Source organism: Streptomyces sp. NPDC051963, from assembly GCF_044593495.1.
Taxonomy (GTDB): domain Bacteria; phylum Actinomycetota; class Actinomycetes; order Streptomycetales; family Streptomycetaceae; genus Streptomyces.
The window spans coordinates 97,748-124,066 of sequence record NZ_JBIUCC010000003.1 but is presented as its reverse complement, the minus strand read 5'-3'; the positions used below and the strand labels follow the sequence as shown (position 1 = coordinate 124,066).

Here is a 26,319-nt window from a genome sequence, read left to right as displayed (position 1 = left end):
AGGTCACCTCGGTCCAGTCCCCTGTCCGGAGGAGTTCATGAGCACTCTCGACATCCTGTCGGAGGACGAGCAGTTCATCGTGCGTACGGTGCACGACTTCGTGGACAGGGAGGTCAGGCCGGTCGTCCGGGAGCTGGAGCACGCCGACGCCTACCCCGAGGCCCTCATCGAGCAGATGAAGCGGCTCGGCGTCTTCGGCCTTGCCGTCCCGGAGGCGTACGGCGGCACCCCTGTCTCGACCCCGTGCTATGTACTGATCACCGAGGAGCTGGCCCGTGGCTGGATGAGCCTGGCCGGGGCGATGGGCGGGCACACCGTGGTCGCCAAGCTGCTGCTGCACTTCGGTACCGAGGAGCAGAAGCGGCGGTACCTGCCGAGGATGGCCACCGGTGAGATCCGCGCGACCATGGCGCTGACCGAGCCGGGCGGCGGCTCGGATCTTCAGGCGATGCACACGGTCGCCCGCAGGGATGCCGAGGGCTATGTGATCAACGGAGCCAAGACGTGGATCACCAACTCCCGTCGCTCGCAGCTGATCGCACTGCTCTGCAAGACCGACCCGGATGCGAGCCCCGCGCACCGGGGCATCTCGATCCTGCTCGTCGGGCACGGCCCCGGTCTGACCGTCTCCCGTGATCTGCCCAAGCTCGGCTACAAGGGGGTGGAGAGCTGCGAGCTGTTCTTCGAGGACCACCGGGTTCCGGCCGACGCCGTGCTGGGCGGCGTGCCGGGCAAGGGCTTCGCGCAGATGATGAAGGGTCTGGAGACCGGGCGGTTGCAGGTCGCCGCCCGTGCCCTCGGCGTCGGCCGGGCGGCATTCGAGGACGCGCTCGCCTACGCGCAGGAACGGGAGTCGTTCGGCAAGCCGATCTGGCAGCACCAGTCGATCGGCAACTACCTGGCGGACATGGCGACTTCGCTGACTGCCGCCCGGCAACTGACCCTGTATGCGGCCCGGGAGGCGGAGGCCGGGCGACGGGTGGACATGGAGGCGGGCATGGCGAAGCTGTTCGCCTCCGAGACGGCCATGCAGATCGCCCTCAACGCCGTCCGGATCCACGGTGGTTACGGCTACTCGACCGATTTCGACGTGGAGCGCTACTTCCGTGACGCCCCGCTGATGATCGTCGGCGAGGGCACCAACGAGATCCAGCGCAACGTCATCGCGGACCAGTTGGTGAAGCGTGGCGGGCTCGACGCGTGAGGATCGTCAGCCCGCGCGGCGCAGCGCGGCCGGTGTCGTACCGAGGTGGGAGCGGAGCACCCGGGTCAGATGCTCCTGGTGGGAGAAGCCGCACGCCGCCGCGACCTGCGCGATGGGCATGCTTCCCGCGCGCAGCAGCCGGGTCGCGTGCTCGACGCGCAGTCGCACGAGATACCGGTGCGGCGGGCACCCCGTGCGGGCCTTGAACCGTCGGGCGAACTGGCTGACGCTCAAGCCGGTGGCCGACGCGAGGTCCTCCAAGGACAGCGGCTCGGAGAGCCGGGCGTCGAGAAGTTCCCGTACAGCCGCGAACTGCCGGGCGCTGAGGCCCACTTGCCGTCCCGTCGCCTCGGTGTCGAGATGCCGCACGCTGTGCCGGCCCGCCAGCTGGGCCGCGGTCATGAGGGCGAGCTGGTCCGCGTAGGCGGCGCCGCTGGGCTCCCAGCGGCGTACGACACCGTCGAGCGCGAGAACGAGCTGCTCCAGCAGCGGGTCCGTGGTGCCGAACTCCTCCTTCAACCGCACGGGCCGCCTGTCGTCCGCCGTCGCCTGGAGAGCGGCGTCCGACAGATAGACGTGCACCGTGTTGAGATGCCCGCCGAGCTCCACGTCCAGTTCCGTGGCGGCCGGATGGAGGAACAGACCGCCGGGCGGCACCTGCCGGGCCGCGGTCAGTCCCCGTCGGCCCCGCCGAACGGTCACGGGACCGTCCAGGTGCAGGATCAGCAGGTGGCTGTCGGCTCCGGGGAAGGCGTCCCGGTACGGCAGCTCCCGCTGGGTCGACACAAACAGCCGCTGCCAGCCGAGCCCCGTGCTGTTGCGGACGGGACACACACCGGGCCGGGCCAGAATGCCGTGGGTGTCACCGAGTCCCATCTCGCTCATACGGCCCTCCTTCGCGCCACGACCAGTCTCGCGGCGCTGCACCCGGGCGGGCAAGCGGCGGTGGTTCTCGCGCTTTTCGTGCAGCGGGATGCGGCGTTTGTGCAGGCGCGACGCGCCACCGGGTACGGATACTGCGGCAGACGCCCCGACCCCCACACAGCACAGCATGGAGAGCGGCCTCATGAGGAGCTTCGTACATACGGCCGACCCGAGCCGGGTGATCTTCGGTGCGGGCACCCTGGAGCGGGTGCGCGATGAGGTGGAGCGGCTCGGAGGGTCCCGGGTCATGCTCCTGTCCGGCGGGTCACATGCCCTGCGCAAGGACACCGAACGACTCCGTGACGTCCTCGGTCACCTGGTGGCGGCGGAGTTCGCGGGCGCGGCCATGCACACGCCCGTGGAGGTGACCGAGCAGGCCCTGAGCCTCCTGCGCGAGCGGCAGGTGGACTGTCTGGTGGCGATCGGCGGCGGTTCGACGACGGGCCTCGCCAAGGCACTGGCGGTCCGCACGGATCTGCCCCAGGTCATCGTGCCGACCACCTACGCCGGCTCGGAGGTCACCCCCGTGCTCGGCGAGACGGTCGACGGCCGCAAGACCACCCGTTCCTCGCCCGCGATCCTGCCGGAAACGGTCGTCTACGACGTGGAACTCACCCTCGGTCTGCCCGCCGCGGCTTCGATGACCAGCGGCGTCAACGCGCTGGCCCACGCCGTGGAGGCCCTCTACTCGCCGGACGCCACTCCGGTCACCGACGCCATGGCCCTGGAAGCGGTCACCGCCGTCGGCCGTGCCCTGCCGGCCCTGCACACCGACCCTTCCGACCTGGCGGCGCGGGCCGAGCTGCTGGAGGCGGCCTGGCTGGCGGGCATCTGCCTGGGTGCCGTCGGCATGGGACTGCACCACAAGCTCTGCCACACGCTGGGCGGCACGTTCGGTCTGCCGCACGCCGAGACCCACACCGTGGTCCTCCCGCACGCGATGGCGTACAACGCGCCCGCCGCACCTCAGGCGATGGAGCGCATCGCGCGCGCCCTGGGCGTGCCCGACGCTCCCGCGGGCGTCTTCGACCTGATCAGCCGGGTCGGCGGCCCCACCTCGCTGGCCGGTCTCGGCATGGCAGAGTCCGACCTGGACCGGGCGGCGGAACTGGCCACCTCACAGCCGTACCCGAACCCGCGCGAGCTGACCCGGACCGGGCTCGCGGACCTGCTGCGGGACGCCTGGCAGGGCCGTCGTCCCGAGGGGGCCCCCGACCTGCGCCCGCTCACCGACGAGGTGGTGGCGAGCTTCGACCGCTGTACGAACCCGCGGCTGCGGCAGCTCCTGACCGATCTCGTCCGCACCCTGCACGTCTACTCGATCCGCAACGACCTCACCCCGCAGGAGTGGCAGCGGGCGATCGACTTCCTGACCGAGGCCGGCCACATCACCACCGACACCCGGCAGGAGTTCATCCTGCTCTCCGACACCCTCGGCGTGTCCAGCGTGGTCGACGCGCTCACCAACTCCCGTACGCCCGACACCACTTCGTCCGCGATCCTCGGCCCCTTCTACGTGGCCGGACCGCCCGCCGCCGAACACGGCAGCGACATCGCGGGAGACCTCCCGGGCACCCCGCTGTGGGCGGACATCCGGGTCACCGACCGGGAGGGGGAGCCGGTCGCGGGGGCCGTGGTGGACGTGTGGCAGTCGAACGAGGACGGTTTCTACGACGTCCAACTGCCCGATCTGGACGGGCCTGTGCTGCGCGCCCGGTTCACCACCGACGCGGAGGGGCGGTTCACGTTCTGGTCGATCCTTCCGTCCGCGTACCCGATCCCGGACGACGGCCCGGTCGGCAGGATGCTCTCCACCGTGGGCCGCCACCCCTACCGCGCACCGCACGTGCACTTCCTGATCGACGCCCCCGGCTACCAGCCCCTGATCACCCAGCTGTTCGTCCGCGGCGGTGCCTACCTCGACGGCGCGACCGGGCAGCGCGACACGGTCTTCGGCATCAAGGACGACCTGATCACGGACTTCGTCCCGCGCACCGGCCCGACGCCCGACGGCAGGTCCGTGGACGGCGAGTGGCGCCTGCTCGACTTCACCTTCCGCATCGCGCGCCTCGACGGCTGAACAGCCCTTTCCCGCACGACTTTTGACGCAGCCTCACGGAGACAGCATGAGTACGCCCGAGCACTACGACACCGACGTCCTCGTCATCGGCAGCGGACCCGCCGGCGGTACCGCGGCCCTGCTGCTGGCGACCTACGGCGTACGCACCCACCTGGTCACCAAGTACGGCTGGCTCGCGGACACGCCACGCGCCCACATCACCAACCAGCGCGCGATGGAGGTCTTCCGCGACGCCGGAATCGAGCAGGAGGCCCTGGAGAAGGGCACACCGAGCCATCTGATGGGTGACACCGTGTTCGCCACGTCGCTCCTGGGCGACGAGATCGGCCGCATCCGCACCTGGGGCACCGGAGACGAGAGCCTGACCGAGTACGGCGCACAGAGCCCGTGCGGCATGATCGACCTGCCGCAGACCTATCTGGAGCCCATCCTCCTGTCGAACGCCGCGAGGCGCGGCGCCGTGATCCGGCTCAACACCGAACTCGTCGACTTCGAGCAGGACGCCGACGGCGTGACCGCCACCCTGCGCGACCGGCCCAGCGGAACCCAACACACCGTGCGTGCCCGGTACATGATCGGTGCCGACGGCGGCCGAAGCCTCGTCGCGGACAAGCTCGGGCTGCCCATGGAGGGGCAGATGGGCAAGGCCGGCAGCATGAACATCGTCTTCGAGGCCGACCTCACGCAGTACGTCGAGCACCGTCCCAGCATCCTGTACTGGATCATGCGGCCGGGCGCCGACGTCGGCGGCATCGGCATGGGCCTGCTGCGCATGGTGCGGCCCTGGAACGAGTGGCTCATCGTCTGGGGCTACGACATCGACAGCCCCCCGCCGGAGGTCAACGACGAGACGGCGGCAGCGATCGTCCGTGACCTCGTCGGCGACGACGAACTCGACGTCCGAATCGACAACGCCTCTCTGTGGACGGTCAACCACGCCTACGCGACACGGCTGCACGCCGGACGCGTCTTCTGCGCCGGGGACGCCGTCCACCGCCACCCGCCGTCCAACGGCCTCGGCTCCAACACCTCCGTCCAGGACTCCTACAACCTGGCCTGGAAGCTGGCGGCCGTCGTCAAGGGACACGCCGGGCCCGAACTACTGGACACCTACTCCGACGAACGCGCTCCCGTCGCCCGGCAGATCGTCGAACGCGCGAACCTCTCCAGGGACCAGTTCCTGCCGCTTTTCGAGGCGCTCGGCGTCGTCGGCGGCGACGAGGAGGGCATCACCAAGGCGTTGCAGGCCGCCCGGCAGCCCGACCCCGACGGGGCGAAGAAGCGACGGGCCATCCGCGAGGCGATCGAGCTGAAGAACTACGAGTTCAACGCCCACGGCGTCGAGCACAACCAGCGCTACGAGTCGGCCGCCGTCATCCCCGACGGCACCGGCGAGACCGACTCCCGCGACGACGAACTCTTCGGCCGCCCGACCTCCCGCCCCGGAGCGAAACTGCCGCACGCCTGGCTCGTCGACCACAAGGGCGGTCGTATCTCCACGCTCGACCTGGTCGGCAAGGGCGGCTTCTCCGTCGTCACCGGCCTCGCGGGCACGCCCTGGGCCGACGCCGCCGACGCGCTGGCCCGGGAACTCGGCCTCGACCTGCGCGGCGTCGTCATCGACCGCGACGCGCACGACGCGTACGGCGAGTGGAGCCGCCGTGCGGAGATCGACGAGGAGGGTGTGCTGCTGGTCCGCCCCGACGGGTACGTGGCCTGGCGACGGCCGAGCGGTGCCGCCGACGCCGCCGAGGCGACACGTCTGCTGCGGGAGGCGCTGACGACTGTCCTCTCCCGGCCCGTGTGAGTCGACTTGTCGTTGCGCCCGTTCGTCTGATCGATTGATCGGTACCATAGGAGGTATCGCGGGCAATCGATCGGAAGCGGTGGGGGCATGCGGGAGTCGGCGGAGCGGCGGCAGGCCCGGATCGCGGAGCTGGTGCGGGCGCGGGGCGTCGCGCGCATCACCGATCTCGCCGACGAGTTCGGGGTCTCGGTCGTCACGGTGCGCCGGGACGTCGAGGACCTGGCCCGGCGCGGAGAGGTGCGCCGGGGGCACGGGGTGGCGCGGTCGCTGCGTCCGGTGTCCGAGCCCGCCTTGGTCGGGGGCGACTCCGTGGCGATGATCGTGCCCGAGCGCAACACGTACCTGACCGAGGCGGTCCAGGGCGCCCGTGAGGCCGCCGAGAAGGCCGGGCTGCGGGTCGAACTGCACATCGCGGCCGGTGACGGCGGGGCGGAGCGCGAGGCCGTGCGCCAGGCGCTCGACGGGGGTGCGCGCGGGCTGCTGCTGTCGCCGCACTGGCGCACGCGCGCGGAGGAGACGGAGGCGGACCACGGGTGGCTGTCCGCCCTGTCGGTGCCGACCGTGCTGGTGGAGCGGCGCCCCGCCCGCACCAGCGCCATCTACCCGCTGGACTCCGTGCGCTCGGACCACGCGTACGGCGTGCATCTGGCGCTGGAGCACCTGACCGGCCTCGGACACCGGCGGATCGTCCTGGCCGCGCGCGACGACAGCCCCACCGCGCGGGTGATCCGCGAGGAGTTCGCCGGGCAGACCGCCGCCCGGGACCTCGCCGCCGGATGCCGTACGGTCCTCAGCTCCCGTACCGCGGGCCCCGACCCGTCCGCCGTCGACCCGCGCTCCGCGGACCTGGTGGCGGCGGTGCGGGAGACCGGCGCCACGGCGGTGCTGATCCACAGCGACATGGACGCGCTGGTGCTGGTGCAGCGGTTGCAGGCCGCCGGCATCGAGGTGCCGGGGCGCTGCTCGGTGGTGGCGTACAACGACGTGGTCGCCGACATGGGCCCGGTCCCGCTGACGGCCGTCGCCCCACCCAAGGCCGAGCTCGGCCGGATCGGTCTCGGCCTGCTGCTGCGGCGTCTCGACGCGGCCCGCGAGGGACTGCGCCCCGGGCCGACGCGCCACGTGGAGCTGCTGCCGGGCCTCGTGGTCCGGGGGTCCACGAGCCCGCCTGCCGCTGGGTGACCCGGCACCTTGTTCGTTTGACCGCTTAAGTTTCTTCTGTTCGATGTCTTGACGCCTTTTTCGTCTCCCGCTCAGGATTTGGGTAATCCAGCAACGAGGCAGGAGGCCCCATGCCTGCTCGACCACGCGCACGCCTGGCCACAGCCGCACTCCTCGCCACCCTCACCCTGTTGCTCGCCGGCTGCTCCTCGGGCGACAGCGATACGGCCGGGACCGGGCCGCTGCACCTCACCTTCTGGTCGGCGCTCCGCGGCACCCAGGAGGTCGTGGACGAGTACAACCGCAGCCAGGACAGGATCCGGGTCGACTACCAGCAGGTCCCGTCCGGCCCGCAGGGCGGCTGGGCCAAGCTCAGCAACGCCGCCCGCGCCGGCAACGCCGCTCCAGCGGTACTGGAAGTCGGGACTGACCGCAGGGAGCGTGAAGTGACCCACCCCGAACGCCGGCCCCGTGCCGTGCTGGCCATGGCGCAGCGGACCGCGCGCCAGGTCCTCGACGCCGATCTGCGGGCCCGCCTCGCGGCCCTCACCGACATCGATCCGCATCTCGTCCTCGACGACCTGACGACATCCGCCGCGCACCGCGCCCTCGCCGACGCCGAACTGCTCGTCACGGGCTGGGGCTGCCCGCCGCTCGACGCCGCGGTGCTCCAGGCCGCGCCCCGGCTGCGTGCGGTCGTGCACACCGCGGGCACGGTACGCCACCACATCACCCCCGCCTGCTGGGAACGCGGCCTGCTCGTCTCCTCCGCCGCCGCGGCCAACGCCGTGCCCGTCGCCGAGTACACCCTCGCCATGATCCTGCTCGCCAACAAACGGGTCCTGGAAACCGCCCGCGTCTACCGCACCGAGCGCCGCCGCGTCGACTGGAACGAGCGCCACCCCGACGCGGGCAACTACCGTCGCACGGTGGGCATCCTGAGCGCCTCGACCATCGGCCGCCGCGTCATCGACCTGCTCCGCCCGCACGACCTGACGGTCCTCCTCCACGACCCCTACGTCACGGCCGACGAAGCCCGCGGACTCGGGGCGCGGGCGGTCTCCCTTCCGGACCTGTTCGCGCAGAGCGACGTCGTCAGCGTTCACACACCGCTGCTGCCGGAGACCCGCGGCCTGGTCAGCCGCGAGCTCCTCGCACGGCTGCGCGCGGGCGGCACCCTGATCAACACCGCGCGCGGCGCAGTGATCGACCAGGACGCCCTCACCGACGAAGTGGTGTCGGGGCGCCTGTACGCCGTCCTGGACGTCACCGAGCCCGACCTGCTGCCCGCCGACTCCCCGCTCTACGACTGCCCGAACGTCCTGCTCACCCCGCACATCGCCGGCTCCAAGGGCGGTGAGCTGCGCCGCCTCGCCGAACTGGCCCTGGCCGAGATCGAGTCGTACGTCCTCGGCCGCCCCTTCGCCCACCCCGTCCGCCCCGAACGCCTGGCGCGCCTCGCCTGAGGCCGCCCGAGACGAACAGGAGGCGTGGCCCCGCCATGCCCGAACTCCCGCTGCCCCTCCCGCCCGAGGACCGCACCCTCAGCCCGCACACCGGCTACACCCGCGCCCACTGGGAAGCCGTCGCCGACCACCTCGTCACGGCCGCCCTCCGCTACGCCACCCCCGGCCACGCCCTGATCGACCTGCCCGGCCCGCCGTCGAAGTCCGGCGTACGCTCCGACGGCCTGGAGGGCTTCGCCCGTACGTTCCTGCTGGCCGCCCTGCGCACCGCCGGGGCCTTGGGCAAGGACCCGCAGGGCTTCCTGGAGCGCTACACCGCCGGCCTCGTGCGCGGCACCCGCACCCCCGGCCGCGACGACACCGAGTCCTGGCCGGAGATCGGGCACCACGGCATCCAGGGCCAGCCCATGGTGGAGTCCGCCTCGGTGGCCCTCGCCCTCCGCCTCACCGCACCCTGGACCTGGGACACCCTCTCCGCCGCCGACCAGGACCGTGTCGAGCGCTGGCTGCGCGGCGCGCTCACCCACACGCCCGCCCCCAACAACTGGTACCTCTTCCCGCTGACGGTCGCAGGGTTCCTGGAGTCCGCCGGCCGGGGCGACGCCGAGACCCGCCGGGCGATCGAACGTGCCCTCGACCTGCTGGACGGCTGGTACCAGGGGCAGGGCTGGTACTCAGACGGCGACGGCCGCTCCTTCGACCACTACAACGGCTGGGCCCTGCACCTCTACCCCCTGCTCCACGCCCACCTCGCCGCGGACCGGCCCCTGCTCGACCGACTCGGCCCCCGTCTGCACGAGTTCCTCGGCGGCTTCGCCCTCCTCTTCGACACGAACGGCGCCCCGATCCACCACGGCCGCTCCCTGACGTACCGCTTCGGAGCGACCGCCGCCGTGGCCCTCGGCGCCCTCACCGACGCCACCCCGCTCGCCCCCGGCACCACCCGCCGCATCCTCAGCGGAGCCCTGCGCCACTTCCTCGACCGCGGCGCCCTCACCGAGGACGGCATCCTGAGCCTCGGCTGGTACGGCCCGCACGCGGCGACCCTCCAGCGCTACTCGGGACCCGGCTCCCCGTACTGGGCGTCGAAGGGCTTCCTGGGCCTGCTGCTGCCACCCGAGCACCCGGTGTGGACGGCCACGGAGGAGCCCGCCCCCGCCGAGGGCCCCGACCGCGTACTCGCCCTGCCCGCCCCCGGACTCCTCGTCCAGACCACGACCCGGGACGGCCTGGTACGCCTGCACAACCACGGCAGCTACAAGCTCGACTCCCGCGAACCGGAAAGGCCCCCCGGAGACCCGCTCTACGCCCGATTCGCCTACTCCACCCGTACCGGCCCCACCAGCGCCTCCAACACCCCCGACAACCACATCGCGTTGGAGGCCCGCGGTACCCGCAGCGCCCGCATCCGCATCAACCCCCTTGCCGACGGCCCGAATTGGCTTGCCTCCTGGCACCGCCCGGTCTTCCCGGAGGGCGGTCCCGTCCTGCCGTCGTCCCGCATCGAGAGCCTGACCCTCGCGCGCGGCAACCTCGAACTGCGCGTGCACCGCACCGTCGGCGTGCCGCCCGGAACACCCGTCCACCACGCCGGCTGGGCCGTCGCCCTGCCACCGGAGGCAGCCCCCGACGCCGCCGAACAGCCCGACGAGATCCGCATCGAGGGCCCGGAGGTGACCAGCCGACTCCTCGGCCTGTACGACTGGCAGACGCACCGAACCCTCCGCGCACCGCAGGGCACGGCATACGGCCCCTGGGCCCTGCTCCCCGAACTCACCGGAACCGTCGGCGACCACGAGTCCGGCACCGTGTTCGCCGCCCTCGCCTCCCTCACCGCCGAAACGGACCCACCCCCACTCACCGGCCAGGTCACCGTCGAGGTCGCCGGCCTCGCCCTCACCGCACGCTGGTCCGACGGCACCCGCACGGTCGTACACCTCGGCGAGGGCGGTCCGACGGTCACCGAGCACCGGGCATGACCGAGCGCGTCGGCTTGAGATCGATGATGACCGTCCCGGCGCGGTCGCACGTCGGGCGTTAACCTGCTCCTCGTTGGCGACTGCCCGGAGGGTGCGTGGTGTCGGAGCCGATCGAAGTCGCGCCGGGCGACGACCCGCGCGCCGCGGCGGCGCTACTGACAGGGCGCCGCGTGATCGATGAGCGGCCCCTGAACGCGACGTTGTCCGAAGTCACCCTCGACGGTGGCCACGTGGTGATGGTCAAGCGCGGTGACGGCCCCGCCGCCGCACAGGCCGAGGCGGCCGGGCTGCGCTGGCTCGCCGCTGCCGGCATGGTCCGCGTACCGGACGTGCACGGTCACGACCGGCACTGGCTGGTGACGGACCACGTCCCGCCTGGCGCACCGAACCCCGAGGCGGCGGCCCGTCTCGGCCGGGAGCTGGCCGCTCTGCACGCGTCCGGTGCGCCCGCGTTCGGCGCCCCGCCGCCCGGTGGTCCTGTGGACGCGTACATCGGGCTCGCGCCGATGCGGAACACCCCGGGTACCGACTGGCCGGGCTGGTACGCCGAACACCGGGTGCTGCCGTACCTGCGGCACGCGGTCGACGACGGCATGATCCGCCCGGCGGAGGCGGCCGTGATCGAGCGGGTCTGTGAGCGGCTGCCGGAGCTGGCGGGCCCCGCCGAGCCACCCGCCCGGTTGCACGGCGACCTGTGGAACGGAAACGTGCTGTGGGCCGCCGACGGACACGCCTGGCTGATCGACCCGGCCGCGCACGGCGGACACCGTGAGACCGACCTGGCGATGCTGCGGCTCTTCGGCTGTCCCCACCTGGACCTGGTGCTGGACGCCTACCAGGAGACGGCACCGCTCGCCGAGGGCTGGACGGACCGTGTCGGGCTGCACCAGCTCTTCCCGCTGCTGGTGCACGCGGTGCTCTTCGGCCGGAGCTATGCCGACCAGGCCCTGATGGCGGCCCGGTCGGCCATGGAGAAAGGGCGAGGAAAGCGAACGGACTAGAGCCATTGGTTTGGAATAGAAGGAAGCCCGTTCATGGCCTCGCCTGGACAGACCGTAGCAGTCAGCCCGGGATCAGGTCGCGCAGGTTTTCCGGTGTGAACACCCGGGAGTCCGGGTGCAGACCGTCGGGGCGTTCGAACCCGATGTACGTGACGGGACCCTCCGGGACCGTCTTGCCGTCCCACAGAACCGTGCCGGTCGCTCCGTCCGTCATCAGGTCGGTCAGGTAGCGGACCGTGAGGTGGTCGCGCTCGACGATGCCGCGCAGCAGCGTCGCGACCGAAATGCGGTTGCCCTCCACCTGATTGGCCACGGGATGGCCCTTCAGGTACAGGTGCAGCCACCGTGCCCGCCAACGCCCGTCGCCCTCGCGCTGGAACGCCAGCGGCAGCGCGACCCGGCCCGGGCCGCGCAGCTCGGACTTCATGCGCACGGTACGCGGCTCGAACGGGCGCCCCCGCTGCTCGCCTTCGCGCAGCATGAAGCCGAAGAACGACTCCTCCACTTGCTCGAATCCCTCGCCCGAGTAGATGTCGACCTGCGGCACGATGTAGCTGCCGCGCACGGCACCCAACCGCAGGTTGATGAACTCGGAGGCACCCTCGGGCGCTTCGGTGATGTCGCCCGAGTGCTCACCCTCGACGTCCGAGAGATTGGTGTACGACAGCCAGGAGACCGTCGAGTAGTCGGCGGCCAGCAGCACAGCGGACAGATCGTAGTCGGTGTCCCGATCCTTCTGCTTCCAGTGCACGAAGAAGCGCAGCAGGTCGCCCTCGACCGGGGAAACGGAGCCACGGGGCAGCACGCCGAGCCCTGACGAGGTCGCCTTGCCACTGAGCGGGAGCGCCACGTCGAGGAAGTCCGGGTCGACCAACAGCCGTTCCGGCGCCGGGAGCCGGCGCCGTATCTCCGCGTCGAGCGCCGCGATCAGACGGGTGCGTTCCGACGGAAGCACCGGCGGCCGCTCGTCGTCGGTGACCCAGGCGCGACCGAGGCGGTTGACGAACACACGGCGCTCGCCGGACTCCTCGGCGCGGTTGTGGAGATGCTGACGGACCGACAGCACGACGCGACCGGAGACCTGGGGCGCCACCTGCTCGGCGGCGCTGACGACTGCGTCCCGTTCGTCCTGGGTGAGTGCCGTGCGCAGCAGCCGGTCCAGGGACCGGAACAGCCTGCCCGGCGCGGACGTCAGCAGCGCCGCCGCACCCGTGACGTCGCTCCTGCCGAGGAGTTCCTCGACCCGGCCGTCGAAGGACGGCGCCCGCTTCTCGCCGCGGGCGACCGCGAACACCTCGGCGGCGTACGGCAGTTGCGGGTACTCGTGCGGATGCAGCCGCTCACCGAGGCGCTTGAACGCCTCGCGATGCGCGTGTACGTCGGCCAGCTTGGCGTCGGACGCTGCGACGACCGAGTCGAGGCCGGCCATCAGCGCCCGGCGGACCCGGCGGGACAGACCCCGGAAACGCGTCGGCTCCTGAAGGCTCACGTCCCCGTCCGACAGGGCGCAGGCCAGGCGCAGCACATCGGTCACCGTGTCCAGCAGCAGCTCCGAACCGGCGTGCAGACGGGCCCGGTTGACCAGGGCCCGGTTCTCCCGGACCGGGATCGTCTCGGGCTGCGGACCGTGCACGCACACCTCGGCCAGGCTCCCCAGGTCGCGCAGATGGTCCTCGCCCAGCGGCGTCCGGCTGCCCGCGAGAGCCAGGTAGAGCGCGGTGACCTCGGCGTCCAGGTCTCCGCCCAGGTGCAGGACCGTCATCCGGTCGCCCGCCGCCGCGATGAGCTCGTCGTGCGCGGCGAGCATCTCGGCATACGTGTGGCGGTAGTTGCCGTACGTCGGCAGGGTGAGGAGGTTCACCACACCGGTGCTCAACTGCTCCAGCGTGCGGTCACGCGACGTGTCGTCGGCGAGCGCCTCGGCGATGCAGCGCATCCAGAAGTCGAACGAGTCGGGCACGTTGGCCGGGAAGTCGATGAAGTAGACGTTGTGTGCGACATGATTGCCGACCAGCTCGCGGACGGTCCCCAGCGTCCGTACGGCCGTGTCCACGACCGTTCCCTCCGACAGCCCCGACAGCCGCTCCATCAGCTCGGCGGAGAGCTTGAAGCCCACCGACATCAACGCCGCGTCGAACTGCCGTGCCGCGACGGCGCCTTCACCCGCGGGGCCGAGGGGGGAGGGGAGACGGCGGGTGTGGCGTACTACCAGTGCTTCGGACAGTGCTTCGGAGGTGTGGACGACCATCCCGGAATCGTCCCAGAGCACTTGGAGCCGGTGCATTCGAGTTTTCGGTTGGTGTCGTACGGACCATTGACGTGCCCACCGCGACTCCCGACACTGGCATGACTACGTAGTCAGCCGCACTGCTGGCGGCATGTTCATCGTCATGACTACGTAGTCGGAGACGAGGAGAGTGCATGGCGAGCACGGCAGCCGAAGGCGGACGGCGTCGTCGGGGTCCCGGAATGACGGAGGTGGCCCGGGCCGCCGGTGTCTCGCAGAAGACCGTGTCGCGGGTCGTCAACGGCGAACCGCATGTCAGCCCGGAGGTACGCGACCGCGTCCTGCGAGTCATCCGTGAGCTGGACTACCGCCCGAACAACGCGGCGCGTGCCCTGCTCCTCGGCCGGTACCGGCGGATCGGCGTCGTCTCGTTGGGGACCGCGCTCTACGGACCGTCCGCCCTGCTCAGCGCGCTGGAACGGGCGATGCAGCGGGCGGGCTACTCCTTCGCCCTGGCCGGAACCCTGGAAGGACAGCGGGTGTCGGTGGCCGTGGAGGCGCTGCTGGAACAGGGCGTGGACGGGATCGTCCTGTCCGAGCCGATCGACGACGGCACCCCGCTCCGGCTCAGCGCGGACGTGCCGGTGGTCAGCCTCGGCGAGGGCGTGGAGCTCACCGAAGGGGTGGGCGCCGTGGTCGGCGCCGACGGTGTGGCGGCCGCCCGGATGGCCACCGAGCACCTGCTCGCGCTCGGCCACCGCACCGTCTGGCATCTCCCCGGGCCGCAGGACTGGTTCGCCGCCCGTGACCGACTGCGTGGCTGGCGCGAGGCTCTCGCGGCCGCCGGTGCCCCCGAGCCGCCGCTGCCCACGGCGGGCGACTGGACCCCGGCCTCCGGGTACGCGGCCGGTCGCCAACTGGCCCAACTCTCCGATGTCACCGCCGTGTTCGCCGGCAACGACGACATGGCGATCGGCGCCCTGCGGGCGTTCGCCGAGGCGGGACTGTCCGTCCCCGGCGACGTGAGCGTCGTCGGCTACGACGACATCCCCGCCGCCCCTTACCTCTCCCCGCCCCTGACCACCGTCCGGCAGGACTTCACCGCCGTCGCCGACCACGCCGTCGACACCCTGATCGCCATGATCGAAGGAACGTCCCGTCCGGACCGACACGCAGCCCTTGCTGTCGAGTTGGCCGTACGGTCCTCCACCGCACCCCGTCCCTGACCCGTCGGCGGGACGGCCGGGGCAGCTCGCCCTCGGCCCGATCCGCCCTGCCCGCGTGCGCCGCCCGGGACGGCCGCGTACGCGTGAACCCGTAGCCGCATCACGTGAGGAGTCACGTGTGTACACCCCACCACGCAGAACCCTGCTCCGCAGCGCCCTGGGACTGGGAGCAGGTGCCGCACTCGCCGCCTGCGGCGCCGGGAGCACCACCGTCCGTACCTCCGGAGACGTGACGCTCTCCCTGTGGACCCACGACCCCGGCTACGAGGCCTTCTTCACCAAGGGAATCCCGGACGCCGACCGGCTCACCGACTTCCGCTACCGCCTGAAGGTCACCCGCGCCGGAGCCGCCGACCTCGTCACCAAGCTGCTCGCCCAGGCCGTCGCCGGACGGGGCACACCCGACCTCGCGGGATTCGAGATCGGCAGCTTCCCGCGGATGCTGCGCGGCGACATCGCGCCACGTCTGCTGCACGACCTCACCCCCGACATCGCCGCCGTCCCCGGCCTCAAGAACGACCTGCTGCCGGCCCGCACCGCGCCGTACAGCATGGACGGCAGCGTCTACGCCCTCGACTCGGACACCCCGATGGTCGTCTACTACTACCGCGACGACCTCTTCACCGAGTACGGCCTCTCGGACACCGTCCCGACCTGGGAGGAGTTCGCCGAACTCGGCGCCCGTGTGCACCAGGACCACGACGCCTCGCTGTGCGTCGTCTCCACGGCCGGCAGCGACGTCGGCCAGGTCGTGCAGTCCTTCCAGATGCTGCTGTACCAGCGCGGGGGAGCCTTCTTCGACGCCGACCAGAACCTGGTGCTCGACTCGGCGGACGCGGAGGAGGTGCTGCGCTTCCTGTGCGACGGGCTGCGCAGCGGATTCGTCGTCGACATCTCCGACTACTACGGGGCCGCCATGCAGACCGCCCTGAAGCAGGGCAAGGTGATCGGGCTGCCCATGGCCATCTGGTACAAGAACTACGGCCTGCTGCCCAACGTGCCCGAACAGAAGGGCAAGTGGCGGGTCAGGGCGCTGCCCCGGTTCACCAAAGGCGGCGGGGTGACGGCGGCGGCAGGCGGTACCGGATTCGGCGTCCTCAAGGACAAGGCCAACACCCGGGCCGCCACGGAGTTCCTCCTCAACACCTGGCTCACCCACGACGGTCAGGTCCGCCGCTTCATCGAGACCGGCTACCTCCCCACCCGCCGATCCGTGTTCGAGGATCCCCGGCTCAACGCCCTCACCGACGAGTTCTGCGGCGGCCAGCGTCTCTTCCGCCTCTACCGCTCGCTGCTCCCGGACGTGCCCGCCTTCCACCAGAGCCCTGACCAGTCGATTCTCTACGACGTCCTGGCCGGCAACCTGCTGCGCGCCTACCACGGCGACCTCAGCCCGCGTCAGGCGCTGAAGCAGACGGCGCGGGACTTCCGCGACCAGGCCGGACGCTAGGAGGGAGGCCGGACATGACCACCACCACGACGCTCGCAGGCCAGGCTCGCACCGCCCGCGCACCCGGCGACCGGGCCAGGACGGGACACCGCCCGAAGAAGCCCTGGGCGCCCTACCTCTTCATCTCGCCCTTCTACCTGCTCTACGTCCTGTTCATGCTGATCCCCGTCGCCGTCTCGCTCTGGCTCAGCCTCACCGAATGGGTCGGCCTGGGCACCCCGCACTGGGTGGGCCTGCGCAACTACCGCAACCTCGCCACCGACATCAGCTTCCACCGGGCCCTCGGCAACACCGGCGTCTTCGTCCTGATCTCCGTCTGTGTCGTCGTACCGCTCGCCCTGCTCATCGCCCAGGCGCTCAACACCCGGGGGCTGAAGGTCCGAGACCTGTGGCGTACGGCGTACTTCGTCCCGGTCGTCGTCTCGCCGATCATCGTCGCGCTCGTCTTCGGACTGATCTTCGACCGGCAGTTCGGGCTCCTGAACTCCGTGCTGCGCGCCCTGTTCGGCACCGGCGGCGTCGACTGGCTCGGCGACCCCGGCATGGCCAGGATCAGTATCGGACTGGTCATGCTGTGGCGCTGGACCGGCTACCTCACCGTCTTCTTCCTGGCCGGACTCCAGGCCGTGCCGAGGGAGTTGTACGAGGCCGCCGCGATCGACGGAGCCGGACGGCTGCGCACCTTCGCGACGGTCACCCTCCCGGCGCTGAAACCGGTGACCGCGTTCGTCGTCGTCACCTCGTTCATCGGCGCCGCCCAGATCTTCGAGGAGCCGTATCTGCTGACCGGCGGCGGCCCGGCCGAATCCACGCTGTCCGTGACCATGTTCATCTACCGGGCCGCCTTCCAGCGCCAGCAGTTCGGGTACGCGGCCGCGGCGGCGGTGGTGCTGTTCGTCGTGGTCTTCGGCCTGAGCATGCTCTTCAACCGGCTCCTCGGCATCGGGAGGGCGACCTCATGAACACCACCGACGAGGACCGGCCGCGTCCTGCTGTACGCGGCACTCGTCCTGCTGCTTCTGGCCTTCCTGGCCCCGCTGCTCTGGGCACTGAGCGGCTCGTTCAAACCGCGCGGCGACATCTTCGCCTACCCGCCCGAGCTGATCCCCGACCCGTTCACCCTCCACAACTACCGTGCACTGATCGACGATCAGCCCTTCGTGCGCTGGTTCCTGATCAGCACCGTGGTCGCCGTTGTCGCGACGGTCGTGTCGGTGTTCGTGTGCGCCCTGGCCGGCTACGGCTTCGCCAAGTTCCGCTTCGCGGGCAGACGGCCGCTGTTCGCGGTCATGTTCAGCTCGCTGTCCATCCCGTTCGCGGTGATCCTCGTGCCGCTGTTCGTGATCCTCGTCAAGACCGGTCTGGGCAGCCCGTGGTTCGCGCTGATCGTGCCGTGGGTGGCGCCCGCGTTCGGGATCTTCATGATGCAGCAGTACATCGTGCAGTCCGTCCCGGACTCCGTGCTGGAGGCCGCCCGTATCGACGGGGCGAGCGAGTTCGGTATCTTCCGCCGCATCGTGCTGCCCCTGCTGCGCCCCGCGCTCGGCGCGCTCGCCGTATGGACGTTCCTGCAGAGCTACAACAGCTTCCTGTGGCCGCTGGTGCTGGTCTCCGACAGCTCCCAGTACACCCTGCCGCTCGGACTGCAGACCCTGTTCGTCTCCGAACAGCGCCAGTACGACCTGGTCCTCGCCGGAGCGGTCCTCGCCGTCCTGCCCGCCGTCGCCCTCTTCGTCCTGCTCCGCAAACAACTCCTCGAAGGCCTGTCCACGGGCGCCGTCAAGGGCTGACGCCGCCTCGATCAACGTATAGGAGAAGCATGTTCGAGCTGCCCCGACGGGTCCTGTTCGGTGCCGCCTACTACCACGAGTACCAGCCTTACGAGCGCCTCAAGGACGACCTGGATCTGATGGCCGAGGCCCGCTTCACGGTGATCCGGGTCGGCGAGTCGGTGTGGTCGACGTGGGAGCCGGAGAACGGCCGCTTCGACCTCGACTGGCTGCAACCGGTGCTGGACGGCGCCCAGGAGCGCGGCATCTCGGTCGTCCTCGGGACACCGACGTACGCGGTGCCGCCGTGGCTCGCCCGCCAGTACCCGGAGATCGCGGGGGAGCGGCGCACCGGCGAGCGCATCGGCTGGGGCGCCCGGCAGGAGGTCGACTTCACCCACCCGGCGTTCCGCTTCCACGCCGAGCGGATCATCCGCAAGGTGGTCGGCCGCTACGCCGCCCACCCGGCCGTGATCGGCTTCCAGGTCGACAACGAACCCGGCCTCGAACTCTTCCACAACCACGGCGTGTTCCAGCGCTTCACCGACGAACTGCGCGCCGAGTACGGGGACGTGGAGAGCCTCAACCGTGCCTGGGGCCTGGTCTACTGGTCGCACCGGCTGTCGACCTGGGCCGACCTGTGGACCCCCGACAACAACGCCCAGCCGCAGTACGACCTCGCCTGGCGCCGCTTCCAGGCCCGCCTCACCACGGAGTTCATCGCCTGGCAGGCGGAGCTCGTGCGCGAGTACGCCCGCCCCGGCCAGTTCGTCACCACGTGCATCTCCTACGACCGCCGGGCCGTCGAGGACGACAAGCTGACCGAGCGCCTCGACGTCACCGCCGGCAACCCCTACTACACGATGCAGGACGCCCTGGCCCTGCCCGACCCGGGCCGCGACGACCAGGGCTGGACGACGAACGGCACCTGGGCGCTGTACCGCAGCGCGGACCGTATGTACTCCTCCCGCCAGGAGCCCTACCTGGTGACGGAGACCAACGCCCAGGCCATCGGCGGCCCGTGGGACAACCGCCCCGCCTACGACGGCCAGTGGCGCCAGGCCGCCTGGGCGCTGATCTCCCGCGGTGCCTCGATGATCGAGTACTGGCACTGGCACACCCTGCACTTCGGCACCGAGACCTACTGGGGCGGCATCCTGCCGCACAACGGCCGGCCCGGCCGCGTGTACCGCGAACTCGCCGTGCTGGGAAAGGAGTTGGAGACGGCGGGTGACCTGGTGGCGGCACTGACACCGGACGCCGAAGTGGCCTTCCTCTACTCCTCGCCGAGCAAGTGGGCGCTCCAGGCCCAACCGCCGCTCGCCGCCCCCGACTCGGGCCCGGACGAACGGTCCTACCAGACGATCTTCGATGCCTTCTACCGCGGCGCCTTCGACGCGGGCCTCCAGTCCCGCATCCTCCACCCCGGCCAACTGCCCGACCGTGAACTGCCTCCCGTACTGATCGCCCCCGCCTTCTACGCCGCCGACGACGAGACCCTGGACCGGCTCAAGGAGTACGCGGCGAACGGCGGCCACCTGATCCTGGGCCCCCGCACGGCCTACGCCGACGCCGAGGCCAGGGCCCGCACCGAAGCACAGCCGGGACGACTCGCCGAGGCGGCCGGAGTGACGTACGACGAATTCAGCAACGTCGGTGCACCGCTGCCCGTGACCGGCACCGGCGACCTCCACCTCCCGCCCGGCGCCCACGCGTTGCACTGGGCGGACGGTCTGCGGACGCAGGGCGCCGAGGAGTTGGCGACGTACCGGCATCCGCACTTCGGGCGCTGGCCCGCGGTCACCACACACCGCCACGGCGCCGGCCGGATCACCTACGTCGGCACGGTCCCCGACCCGGAGTTCGCCCGCGCCCTGTTCCAGTGGGCCGTCCCGGCGGATGGATGGCGCCCGGCCCTGTCGAGCGTCACCGCCACCGCGGCCACCGCACGGGACGGCCGTCGGGTCCGCTTCCTGCACAACTGGTCGTGGGACGAGGTGTCGGTTCCCGTGCCGGCGGCCGTACGGGATGTGCTGTCGGGTGCGGTGTACCCGGACACGGTGCCGCTGGGGCCCTGGGACGTGAAGGTCCTTCAGGAGGAGCGGCCGTAGGGACCGCTGCTGCGGCGGACGACGAGTTCGACCGGGACGAGCGGCTCGACGAGGGGCGGCTCTGCGGGGCTGTCGATGCGGTTCAGCAGCAGCCGCAGGGACCGGGTGCCGATCTCGGCGAAGTCGGTGCGGACGGTGGTCAGCGGGGGAAGGAAGTGGGCGGCCTCGGGGATGTCGTCGTAGCCGACGACGCTGACGTCCTCGGGGACGCCCCGCCCGGCCTCGTGCAGCGCGTGCAGAAGGCCGAGCGCCATCTGGTCGTTGGACGCGAACACCGCGGTGACGTCGGGGCGGCGGGCCAGTTGCCGTCCCAGGTCGTATCCGGACTCGGCACTCCAGTCGCCGGTCAGCGGGGCATGGATCTCGGCGCCGGCCGACTCCAGCGTCGACTGCCACCCGGCGAGACGCAGGTCGGCGGAGGTCCACCCGGCCGGGCCCGCGATGTGGAAGACGGTGGCATGTCCCAGGCTCAGCAGGTGCCCGGTGGCCTCGCGGGCCCCGGTGCGGGAGTCCGCGGTGACCAGGGGAGGGCCGCCCTGAAGGTCGTTCTCCAGGACCACCAGCGGGGTGTCCAGCCGGGCTTCCGCCAGGGCCCGGCCCACCCACAGCTGCGGGGCGATGGCGATCACGCCGTCCGCCCCTTCGGCCGACAGCCGGTCCACGGCACGGACCACCGTGTCGGGGTCGGCCGTGTCGAGCGCGATGGAGCTCACCAGGTAACCGGCGTCCTGCGCGGCCGTGTTGATCGCGGTGAGGACGGAGGCGGGTCCGTAGCGCGCCGCGTCGAAGGAGATCACGCCGAGCATGCGGGTCCGGCCGCTCGCCAGGGACCGGGCGCTGCGGCTCGGGCGGTAGCCGAGGGTACGCATCGCGTCCCGGACCGCCTCGCGCGTCTCGGGCCGGACCGCCGGGTTGTCGTTGAGCACCCGGGACACCGTCTGCTTCGAGACCCCGGCCAGCCGGGCCACGTCGTCCATGACGGGACGCACCCCGGCGAAGTTCCGTCGGCTGCGCCCCCTCGGAACGGCGCTACTGGTCATGGCGGATGTTTCCTCGACATCGTGACGACGGGCCCTCAGCATAGGCCGGACCTACCCCGTGTCCTGTCCCTGCCGGAGCGTTCACGACCGGGCGGGCCACCCCCGCTGCAACACCCCAGCCGCACCCCCTCGGCGCACAGTGCGTCGGCTAACCCCGGCCGCCTTCTTCATCTTCCATCGCCCTTCCTCCCGACCCCGTGCCGGGTAGCGGGGGTGGCGTGCGGCCTGGCCGAAGGGATCAGGGCCGCCGGGTGGCGCGGACGAGCCAGAGTGTGGCGGTCAGGCAGAGCGCCGAGACAGCGCAGAGCAGCAGGGGGACCGCACGGATCCCGGACCACTCGATGGCCTTGCCGAGTGCGGGGCCCGCCGCGACACCGCCGACCATCGAGGCGGCGATCACGACGGCACCGGCCCGCCGGGCGCCGGGGGCCGCCCGATGGAGCCAGGGCAGCCCGGTGGGGAAGATCGGCGCGATGAACAGCCCGACGCCGGCGTACGCGTACGGGGCGAGACCCGGCACGGCGGCCAGCAGCAGACAGACCGTCATGCCCGCGCAGGAGACGGTGATGATGGCCTGCGCCGAGTAGCGCAGCGCGAGCGGCGCCACCAGGAAGCGGCCGACTGTCATCATCAGCCAGTACACGGACGTGGCGGTGGCGGCGAACCCGGCGCCGTAGCCCACGGTCTCCAGATGGGTCGGCTCCCAGCCGCCCACACCGGCCTCGATGCCCACGTGCAGGACGTACAGCGCGACGAACACGGCGAGCACCGAGCCGAGGCTGCGGCCGAGGACGCCCTCACCGGACTCGGACACCTCGCCGTCGGGCGGCGGCACCCGGTTCCGTACGCCCCGCAGGCACAGCAGCAACGGCAGGTTGGCCAGCGCGAAACCGAGGAACACCGCTGGATAGTGCTCGGCGCCCACCGCGCCGATCAGCGCCGGGCCGAGGATCGCGCCCACGCCGAAGTGCGCGTTGAGGATGTTCAGCATCGCGGTGGAACGACGGCCGAAGCCGACCGCGAACAGCTGGTTCAGCCCGTAGTCGATCCCGCCGAACCCGAGCCCGGCGAACAACGCGGCGCACAGGGCGACCGGCCAGCTCTGCGCCAGCGCGAACCCCGCCGCACCGACGGCCATCAGCAGATACGAGGCGCCGAGGACCCGCCGGTTGCCGATCCGGCCGTACAGCCGGTCGAAGAGCAGCACACCGGCCACCCCACCGACGAAGTGCGCGCTCAGCCCCAGCCCAGCGGCCGAGGGGGACAGGCCGAACTCCTCGCGGAAGGCGGGGATCGAGGGACCGTACAGGGCCTGGAGCGCACCGATGAGCACGAAGCCCACGCAGGACGCCACCACGGCGGACCGGCTGAAGACGGGAGCTGTCGGGGGAGTGGCGAGGGGCCGAACGGTCTGGTGGTCGGTCACGGCCGGCAATGTTACCGGTAACATCCGGCCCCCCTCAAGATCCCGGGGCATTGCTGGAGGGAGCGCTTTCTAATCAACAATGCGAATAGTGTATTAGTTAGGCATCAACCTCGACGGCGGAAGGCGGTCCACCCGTGCCGAACGGCGGATATCTGCGGTACGTCGCTCTGGGCGACAGCCAGACCGAGGGACTCGGCGACGGCGACGACACCCGGGGCCTGCGCGGCTGCGCGGACCGGCTCGCCGAGCAACTCGCGCGGAACAACCCGGAGTTGCGCTACGCCAACCTCGCCGTACGCGGACGTCTCGCCGGTCAGGTCCGCGCCGAGCAGCTCGCTCCCGCCCTCGCTCTGCGGCCGGACCTCGCCACGGTCGTCGCCGGTGTCAATGATCTGCTGCGGCCCCGTTTCAACGCCGACGAGGTGGCGGGCGAACTGGAGGCGATGTTCGCCGCGCTCACCGCACAGGGCGCCCGCGTGGCGACCGTGACCTTCCCCGACATGGCCCGGATCACCCCGCTCGCCCGCCCGCTCGGCTCCCGGGTGTCCGCCCTCAACGAAGGCATCCGGCAGGCCGCACGGCGTCATGGCGTCGTCGTGGCCGAGATGGCACCGCACCCCGTGGTGACGGACCCGCGCCTGTGGAGCTCCGACCGGCTGCACGCCAGCCCTCTGGGGCACGAGCGCATCGCGGCCGCGGTCGCCCACGCCCTCGAACTCCCCGGCAGCGACGACGGCTGGACGCGGCCGCTGCCTGCCGACCGGGGAGAGCCCCGCGGGCTCGGGGCCGATCTGCGCTGGGTCGGCTCCTTCCTGGGGCCGTGGCTCGTCCGTCGGATCCAGGGCCGCTCGTCCGGCGACGGACGCCAGGCCAAGCGGCCGGCCCTGCTGCCGGTGACGGTGTTCGCCGAATCGCGTCCGTAGTCGCCCCGTTGAGTAATCAACGGAGTGTAAATTTGGCCCATGGCGTTGCGTAATGCGGTGATGGCCGCGCTGTTGGAGGGCGAGGCGTCCGGGTACGACCTCGCGAAGGGATTCGAGGCCTCGGTCGCCAACTTCTGGATGGCGACGCCCCAGCAGCTCTACCGGGAGCTGGAGCGCATGGAGAGCGAGGGTCTCGTCCGCGCCCGGGTCGTGGAGCAGGAACGACGCCCCAACAAACGGCTCTTCTCGCTCACCGAAGCCGGCCGCGACATCCTGCGCGCCTACGTCGCCGAAGGACCCTCGAAACCGACGGCCATTCGGGACGAGCTGATGGTCAGGGTCCAGTGCGTCGACATCGGCGACATCGACGCCGTACGCGCCGGGGTCGTCGAGCGCGTGGAGCGGTCCACCGCCAAGCTGGCCCGGTACGAGCGGATGCGTGAGCGGCTGCTGGCCGGGCGCACCGAGGACGAGTACTTCGCCGACGCCGAGCGCGTCGGGCCCTACCTCACGCTGATGGGCGGGATGGCCTTCGAACGGGGAAACCTCGAGTGGGGCAACACGGTGCTGCGGCGACTCGACCGGCGTGCGGCGTCCGGGGTGAGGTAGAGGCGCGGTGCAGGCGGCGCACGCCAGCGACCTGCCGGCCGCTCACCGGCTCACGGGCTCACCGGTTCGCGGGACTCGGCTCGGCGAGGGCGGGGCGGCTGCGGGAGACGATGCGCATGCCGTGGGCGTCGACGACCCGGACCTGGAGCGATCCGCAGCCGCAGCGGGTCCATACCGTTCCGCCGGCCGCGGTGACGTGCCGGGACACGACCTGGAAGGGCTCGGCGCCGTCGGGCCAACCGCAGTACGGGCAGCCGGTGCCGGGCGTGCTGGTCATGGCAACTCCTTGAACGTCGTGGCTGATCGACCGTCGCGACACAGCCAGCGTGCAACCTCGCCTCCGTACACGTCCAGGTTGACTTTGTGGACTTCACCTTGAAGCGTGGACTTCATGATTGACCTGCGCCGACTGCACGTCCTGCGGGCCGTCGCCCACTACGGCACGGTCACCGCAGCGGCCCACGCCCTGCACTTCACGCCGTCCGCCGCCTCCCAGCAGATCCGGCAGCTGGCCCGCGACCTGGGCGTCGACCTCCTGGAGCCCCAGGGCCGCGGGGTACGTCTCACCCCGGCCGCCGAGAGCCTGCTCGCGCACGCCGACGCCATTGAGGCCCGCTGGGACCAGGCCGAACTCGATCTCCGGGCCGATCAGGGTGACCCCGCCGGACTCCTGCGTACGAGCGGGTTCCCGATGGCCGTCTCGGTGTTGCTGGCGCCCATGGCGGCGCGGTTGCGTGACCGCCATCCGCGCCTGGACGTACGGATTCAGGAGGCGGAGGTGCCCCAGAGCTTCAACCAGCTCTTCGAGGGCGAGATCGACCTGGCGGTCGTGGAGGCCACCGTGTTCAACCCGCCCCTGAGCGACGCACGTTTCGATCAACAGCCGCTGCTGGACGACCCGTTCGACCTCGTGGTCCCCGACGACCATCCCTTTGCGGGGCGCGGCCGGCTCGACCTGGCGGAAGCGGCGCACGAGCGCTGGATCGCGCCCGTGCCCGACAGCCCCTGCCGTCCGCATGTGCTGTCGGCGTGCGGGGCGGCCGGGTTCACGCCGGACGTCGTCCACCATGCGCTGGACTGGAACGTGACGGCCCATCTCGTCGCCCACCGGCTCGGGGTCGCCCTGATCCCGCGGCTGGCTCAGCTGACACCCCACCTGCCCATCACCCGGGTGCAGTGCGTGACCGAACCGCACCGCAAGCTCCTCACCTGCACGCGCCGCGGCGGCCACGAGCGTCCCGCGGTCGCCGTCGCGCTGGCGGAACTGCGCGAGCTGGCGCCCAGGGCGGTGGCCTGACACAGGAAGGGGCCGGAGCCCTCGGCTCCGGCCCCTTCGCGGCGCGCTTTCGGTCAGGCCGCGAGGGCCTCGCCGGTGTGACCGTGCAGCCGGGCGATGACCTCGGTGAGGTCGGCGACGACCTCGGCGTCGTCGGCCGGGTGGGTCTCGGCGAAGCGGGTCACCGAACCGGGGATGGACAGCTTGACGTCCTCCAGCACCCTGCCGCCGGCGATGCCCACGGCCTTGCGGGCCTCGTCCTGCGCCCACAGGCCGCCGTACCGGCCGAAGGCGGTGCCGACCACGGCGACCGGCTTGTCGGTGAGGGCGCCGGCGCCGTACGGGCGGGACAGCCAGTCGATCGCGTTCTTCAGAACGGCCGGGATGGTGCCGTTGTACTCGGGGGTGAACAGCAGGAGGGCGTCGGCCTCGGCGGCGGCCGCGCGCAGTCGGGCGGCGGCTGCCGGGACGCTGCCCTCGACGTCGATGTCCTCGTTGTAGAAGGGGATGTCGGCCAGACCCTCGAAGAGCTGCACGGCGGCGCCCTCGGGAGCGAGCTTGACGGCCGCCTCGGCGAGCTGGCGGTTGTGCGAACCGGCACGCAGGCTTCCGATGAGCGCGAGGATGCGAACAGACATGG

21 protein-coding genes are annotated in these 26,319 nt (G+C 71.5%); 15 read left to right on the top strand and 6 right to left on the bottom strand.

Features of this window, described 5'->3' with window-relative positions; genetic code table 11:
• The first annotated feature begins 37 nt into the window (after positions 1 to 37).
• Positions 38 to 1,204, top strand: a complete 1,167-nt coding sequence (locus tag ACIHFB_RS13130; protein ID WP_400126820.1) for an acyl-CoA dehydrogenase family protein — start codon at positions 38 to 40, stop codon at positions 1,202 to 1,204.
• A gap of 6 nt (positions 1,205 to 1,210) precedes the next feature.
• On the opposite strand, the gene ACIHFB_RS13125 is transcribed toward ACIHFB_RS13130, so the two are convergent.
• On the bottom strand, positions 1,211 to 2,089 hold the full coding sequence (locus ACIHFB_RS13125; RefSeq protein WP_365279923.1) for an AraC family transcriptional regulator: 879 nt from the start codon (positions 2,087 to 2,089) through the stop codon (positions 1,211 to 1,213).
• A gap of 181 nt (positions 2,090 to 2,270) precedes the next feature.
• Here ACIHFB_RS13125 and ACIHFB_RS13120 point away from each other — a divergent pair, with 181 nt between their 5' ends.
• The 6 genes from ACIHFB_RS13120 to ACIHFB_RS13095 all read left to right on the top strand — a co-directional run bounded on the left by ACIHFB_RS13120 (position 2,271) and on the right by ACIHFB_RS13095 (position 11,622).
• On the top strand, positions 2,271 to 4,208 hold the full coding sequence (locus tag ACIHFB_RS13120; RefSeq protein ID WP_400126819.1) for a maleylacetate reductase and hydroxyquinol 1,2-dioxygenase domain-containing protein: 1,938 nt from the start codon (positions 2,271 to 2,273) through the stop codon (positions 4,206 to 4,208).
• A gap of 46 nt (positions 4,209 to 4,254) precedes the next feature.
• Positions 4,255 to 6,015: an FAD-dependent monooxygenase gene (locus ACIHFB_RS13115; protein WP_400126818.1), complete on the top strand. Its 1,761-nt coding sequence runs from the start codon at positions 4,255 to 4,257 to the stop codon at positions 6,013 to 6,015.
• 87 nt (positions 6,016 to 6,102) lie between these two features.
• A complete protein-coding gene (locus tag ACIHFB_RS13110; RefSeq protein WP_400126817.1) occupies positions 6,103 to 7,197 on the top strand; it encodes a substrate-binding domain-containing protein in 1,095 nt (364 codons plus the stop codon).
• Between the two features lie 464 nt (positions 7,198 to 7,661).
• The gene (locus ACIHFB_RS13105) at positions 7,662 to 8,642 is read left to right on the top strand and encodes a hydroxyacid dehydrogenase (protein WP_400127142.1); all 981 of its coding nucleotides are present in this window, start codon (positions 7,662 to 7,664) and stop codon (positions 8,640 to 8,642) included.
• A gap of 35 nt (positions 8,643 to 8,677) precedes the next feature.
• Positions 8,678 to 10,621: a DUF2264 domain-containing protein gene (locus ACIHFB_RS13100; RefSeq protein ID WP_400126816.1), complete on the top strand. Its 1,944-nt coding sequence runs from the start codon at positions 8,678 to 8,680 to the stop codon at positions 10,619 to 10,621.
• Positions 10,622 to 10,719: 98 nt separating this feature from the next.
• On the top strand, positions 10,720 to 11,622 hold the full coding sequence (locus tag ACIHFB_RS13095; RefSeq protein WP_400126815.1) for a fructosamine kinase family protein: 903 nt from the start codon (positions 10,720 to 10,722) through the stop codon (positions 11,620 to 11,622).
• Between the two features lie 61 nt (positions 11,623 to 11,683).
• Here ACIHFB_RS13095 and ACIHFB_RS13090 read toward each other — a convergent pair whose 3' ends face one another.
• Positions 11,684 to 13,870 (bottom strand): hypothetical protein, encoded by a 2,187-nt coding sequence (locus ACIHFB_RS13090; RefSeq protein ID WP_400126814.1) that lies wholly within the window; start codon positions 13,868 to 13,870, stop codon positions 11,684 to 11,686.
• Between the two features lie 173 nt (positions 13,871 to 14,043).
• On the opposite strand from ACIHFB_RS13090, the gene ACIHFB_RS13085 reads away from it, so the two are divergent.
• From ACIHFB_RS13085 to ACIHFB_RS13065, 5 genes are all read left to right on the top strand, one after another.
• Positions 14,044 to 15,075: a LacI family DNA-binding transcriptional regulator gene (locus ACIHFB_RS13085; protein ID WP_400126813.1), complete on the top strand. Its 1,032-nt coding sequence runs from the start codon at positions 14,044 to 14,046 to the stop codon at positions 15,073 to 15,075.
• A 118-nt stretch (positions 15,076 to 15,193) separates the two neighbouring features.
• Complete coding sequence (locus ACIHFB_RS13080; protein ID WP_400126812.1) at positions 15,194 to 16,525, top strand: ABC transporter substrate-binding protein; 1,332 nt, start codon at positions 15,194 to 15,196, stop codon at positions 16,523 to 16,525.
• A gap of 14 nt (positions 16,526 to 16,539) precedes the next feature.
• Complete coding sequence (locus ACIHFB_RS13075) at positions 16,540 to 17,487, top strand: sugar ABC transporter permease (RefSeq protein WP_365279896.1); 948 nt, start codon at positions 16,540 to 16,542, stop codon at positions 17,485 to 17,487.
• A 198-nt stretch (positions 17,488 to 17,685) separates the two neighbouring features.
• Positions 17,686 to 18,315, top strand: coding sequence for a carbohydrate ABC transporter permease (locus tag ACIHFB_RS13070; protein WP_400126811.1), 630 nt, complete (start codon positions 17,686 to 17,688; stop codon positions 18,313 to 18,315).
• Between the two features lie 29 nt (positions 18,316 to 18,344).
• A complete protein-coding gene (locus tag ACIHFB_RS13065; RefSeq protein ID WP_400126810.1) occupies positions 18,345 to 20,405 on the top strand; it encodes a beta-galactosidase in 2,061 nt (686 codons plus the stop codon).
• Here the strand turns inward: ACIHFB_RS13065 and ACIHFB_RS13060 are convergent.
• Together ACIHFB_RS13060 and ACIHFB_RS13055 are read right to left on the bottom strand one after the other, a co-directional pair.
• Positions 20,387 to 21,445 carry a LacI family DNA-binding transcriptional regulator gene (locus tag ACIHFB_RS13060; RefSeq protein ID WP_365279887.1) on the bottom strand — a complete coding sequence of 353 codons (1,059 nt, stop codon included), beginning with the start codon at positions 21,443 to 21,445 and terminating at the stop codon, positions 20,387 to 20,389. The genes ACIHFB_RS13065 and ACIHFB_RS13060 overlap by 19 nt on opposite strands.
• Before the next feature lie 238 nt (positions 21,446 to 21,683).
• Positions 21,684 to 22,895: an MFS transporter gene (locus tag ACIHFB_RS13055; RefSeq protein ID WP_400126809.1), complete on the bottom strand. Its 1,212-nt coding sequence runs from the start codon at positions 22,893 to 22,895 to the stop codon at positions 21,684 to 21,686.
• A 110-nt stretch (positions 22,896 to 23,005) separates the two neighbouring features.
• Between ACIHFB_RS13055 and ACIHFB_RS13050 the strand changes: the two genes are divergently transcribed.
• The gene (locus ACIHFB_RS13050) at positions 23,006 to 23,794 is read left to right on the top strand and encodes an SGNH/GDSL hydrolase family protein (RefSeq protein WP_400126808.1); all 789 of its coding nucleotides are present in this window, start codon (positions 23,006 to 23,008) and stop codon (positions 23,792 to 23,794) included.
• A 39-nt stretch (positions 23,795 to 23,833) separates the two neighbouring features.
• Positions 23,834 to 24,403, top strand: coding sequence for a PadR family transcriptional regulator (locus tag ACIHFB_RS13045; protein WP_400126807.1), 570 nt, complete (start codon positions 23,834 to 23,836; stop codon positions 24,401 to 24,403).
• 58 nt (positions 24,404 to 24,461) lie between these two features.
• Here the strand turns inward: ACIHFB_RS13045 and ACIHFB_RS13040 are convergent, their stop codons facing one another.
• Complete coding sequence (locus tag ACIHFB_RS13040; protein ID WP_365279875.1) at positions 24,462 to 24,680, bottom strand: hypothetical protein; 219 nt, start codon at positions 24,678 to 24,680, stop codon at positions 24,462 to 24,464.
• Positions 24,681 to 24,794: 114 nt separating this feature from the next.
• On the opposite strand from ACIHFB_RS13040, the gene ACIHFB_RS13035 reads away from it, so the two are divergent.
• Positions 24,795 to 25,700: a LysR family transcriptional regulator gene (locus ACIHFB_RS13035; protein WP_400127140.1), complete on the top strand. Its 906-nt coding sequence runs from the start codon at positions 24,795 to 24,797 to the stop codon at positions 25,698 to 25,700.
• A 53-nt stretch (positions 25,701 to 25,753) separates the two neighbouring features.
• On the opposite strand, the gene ACIHFB_RS13030 is transcribed toward ACIHFB_RS13035, so the two are convergent.
• Positions 25,754 to 26,317 carry an NAD(P)H-dependent oxidoreductase gene (locus ACIHFB_RS13030; protein WP_400126806.1) on the bottom strand — a complete coding sequence of 188 codons (564 nt, stop codon included), beginning with the start codon at positions 26,315 to 26,317 and terminating at the stop codon, positions 25,754 to 25,756.
• Between the last annotated feature and the right edge of the window lie 2 nt (positions 26,318 to 26,319).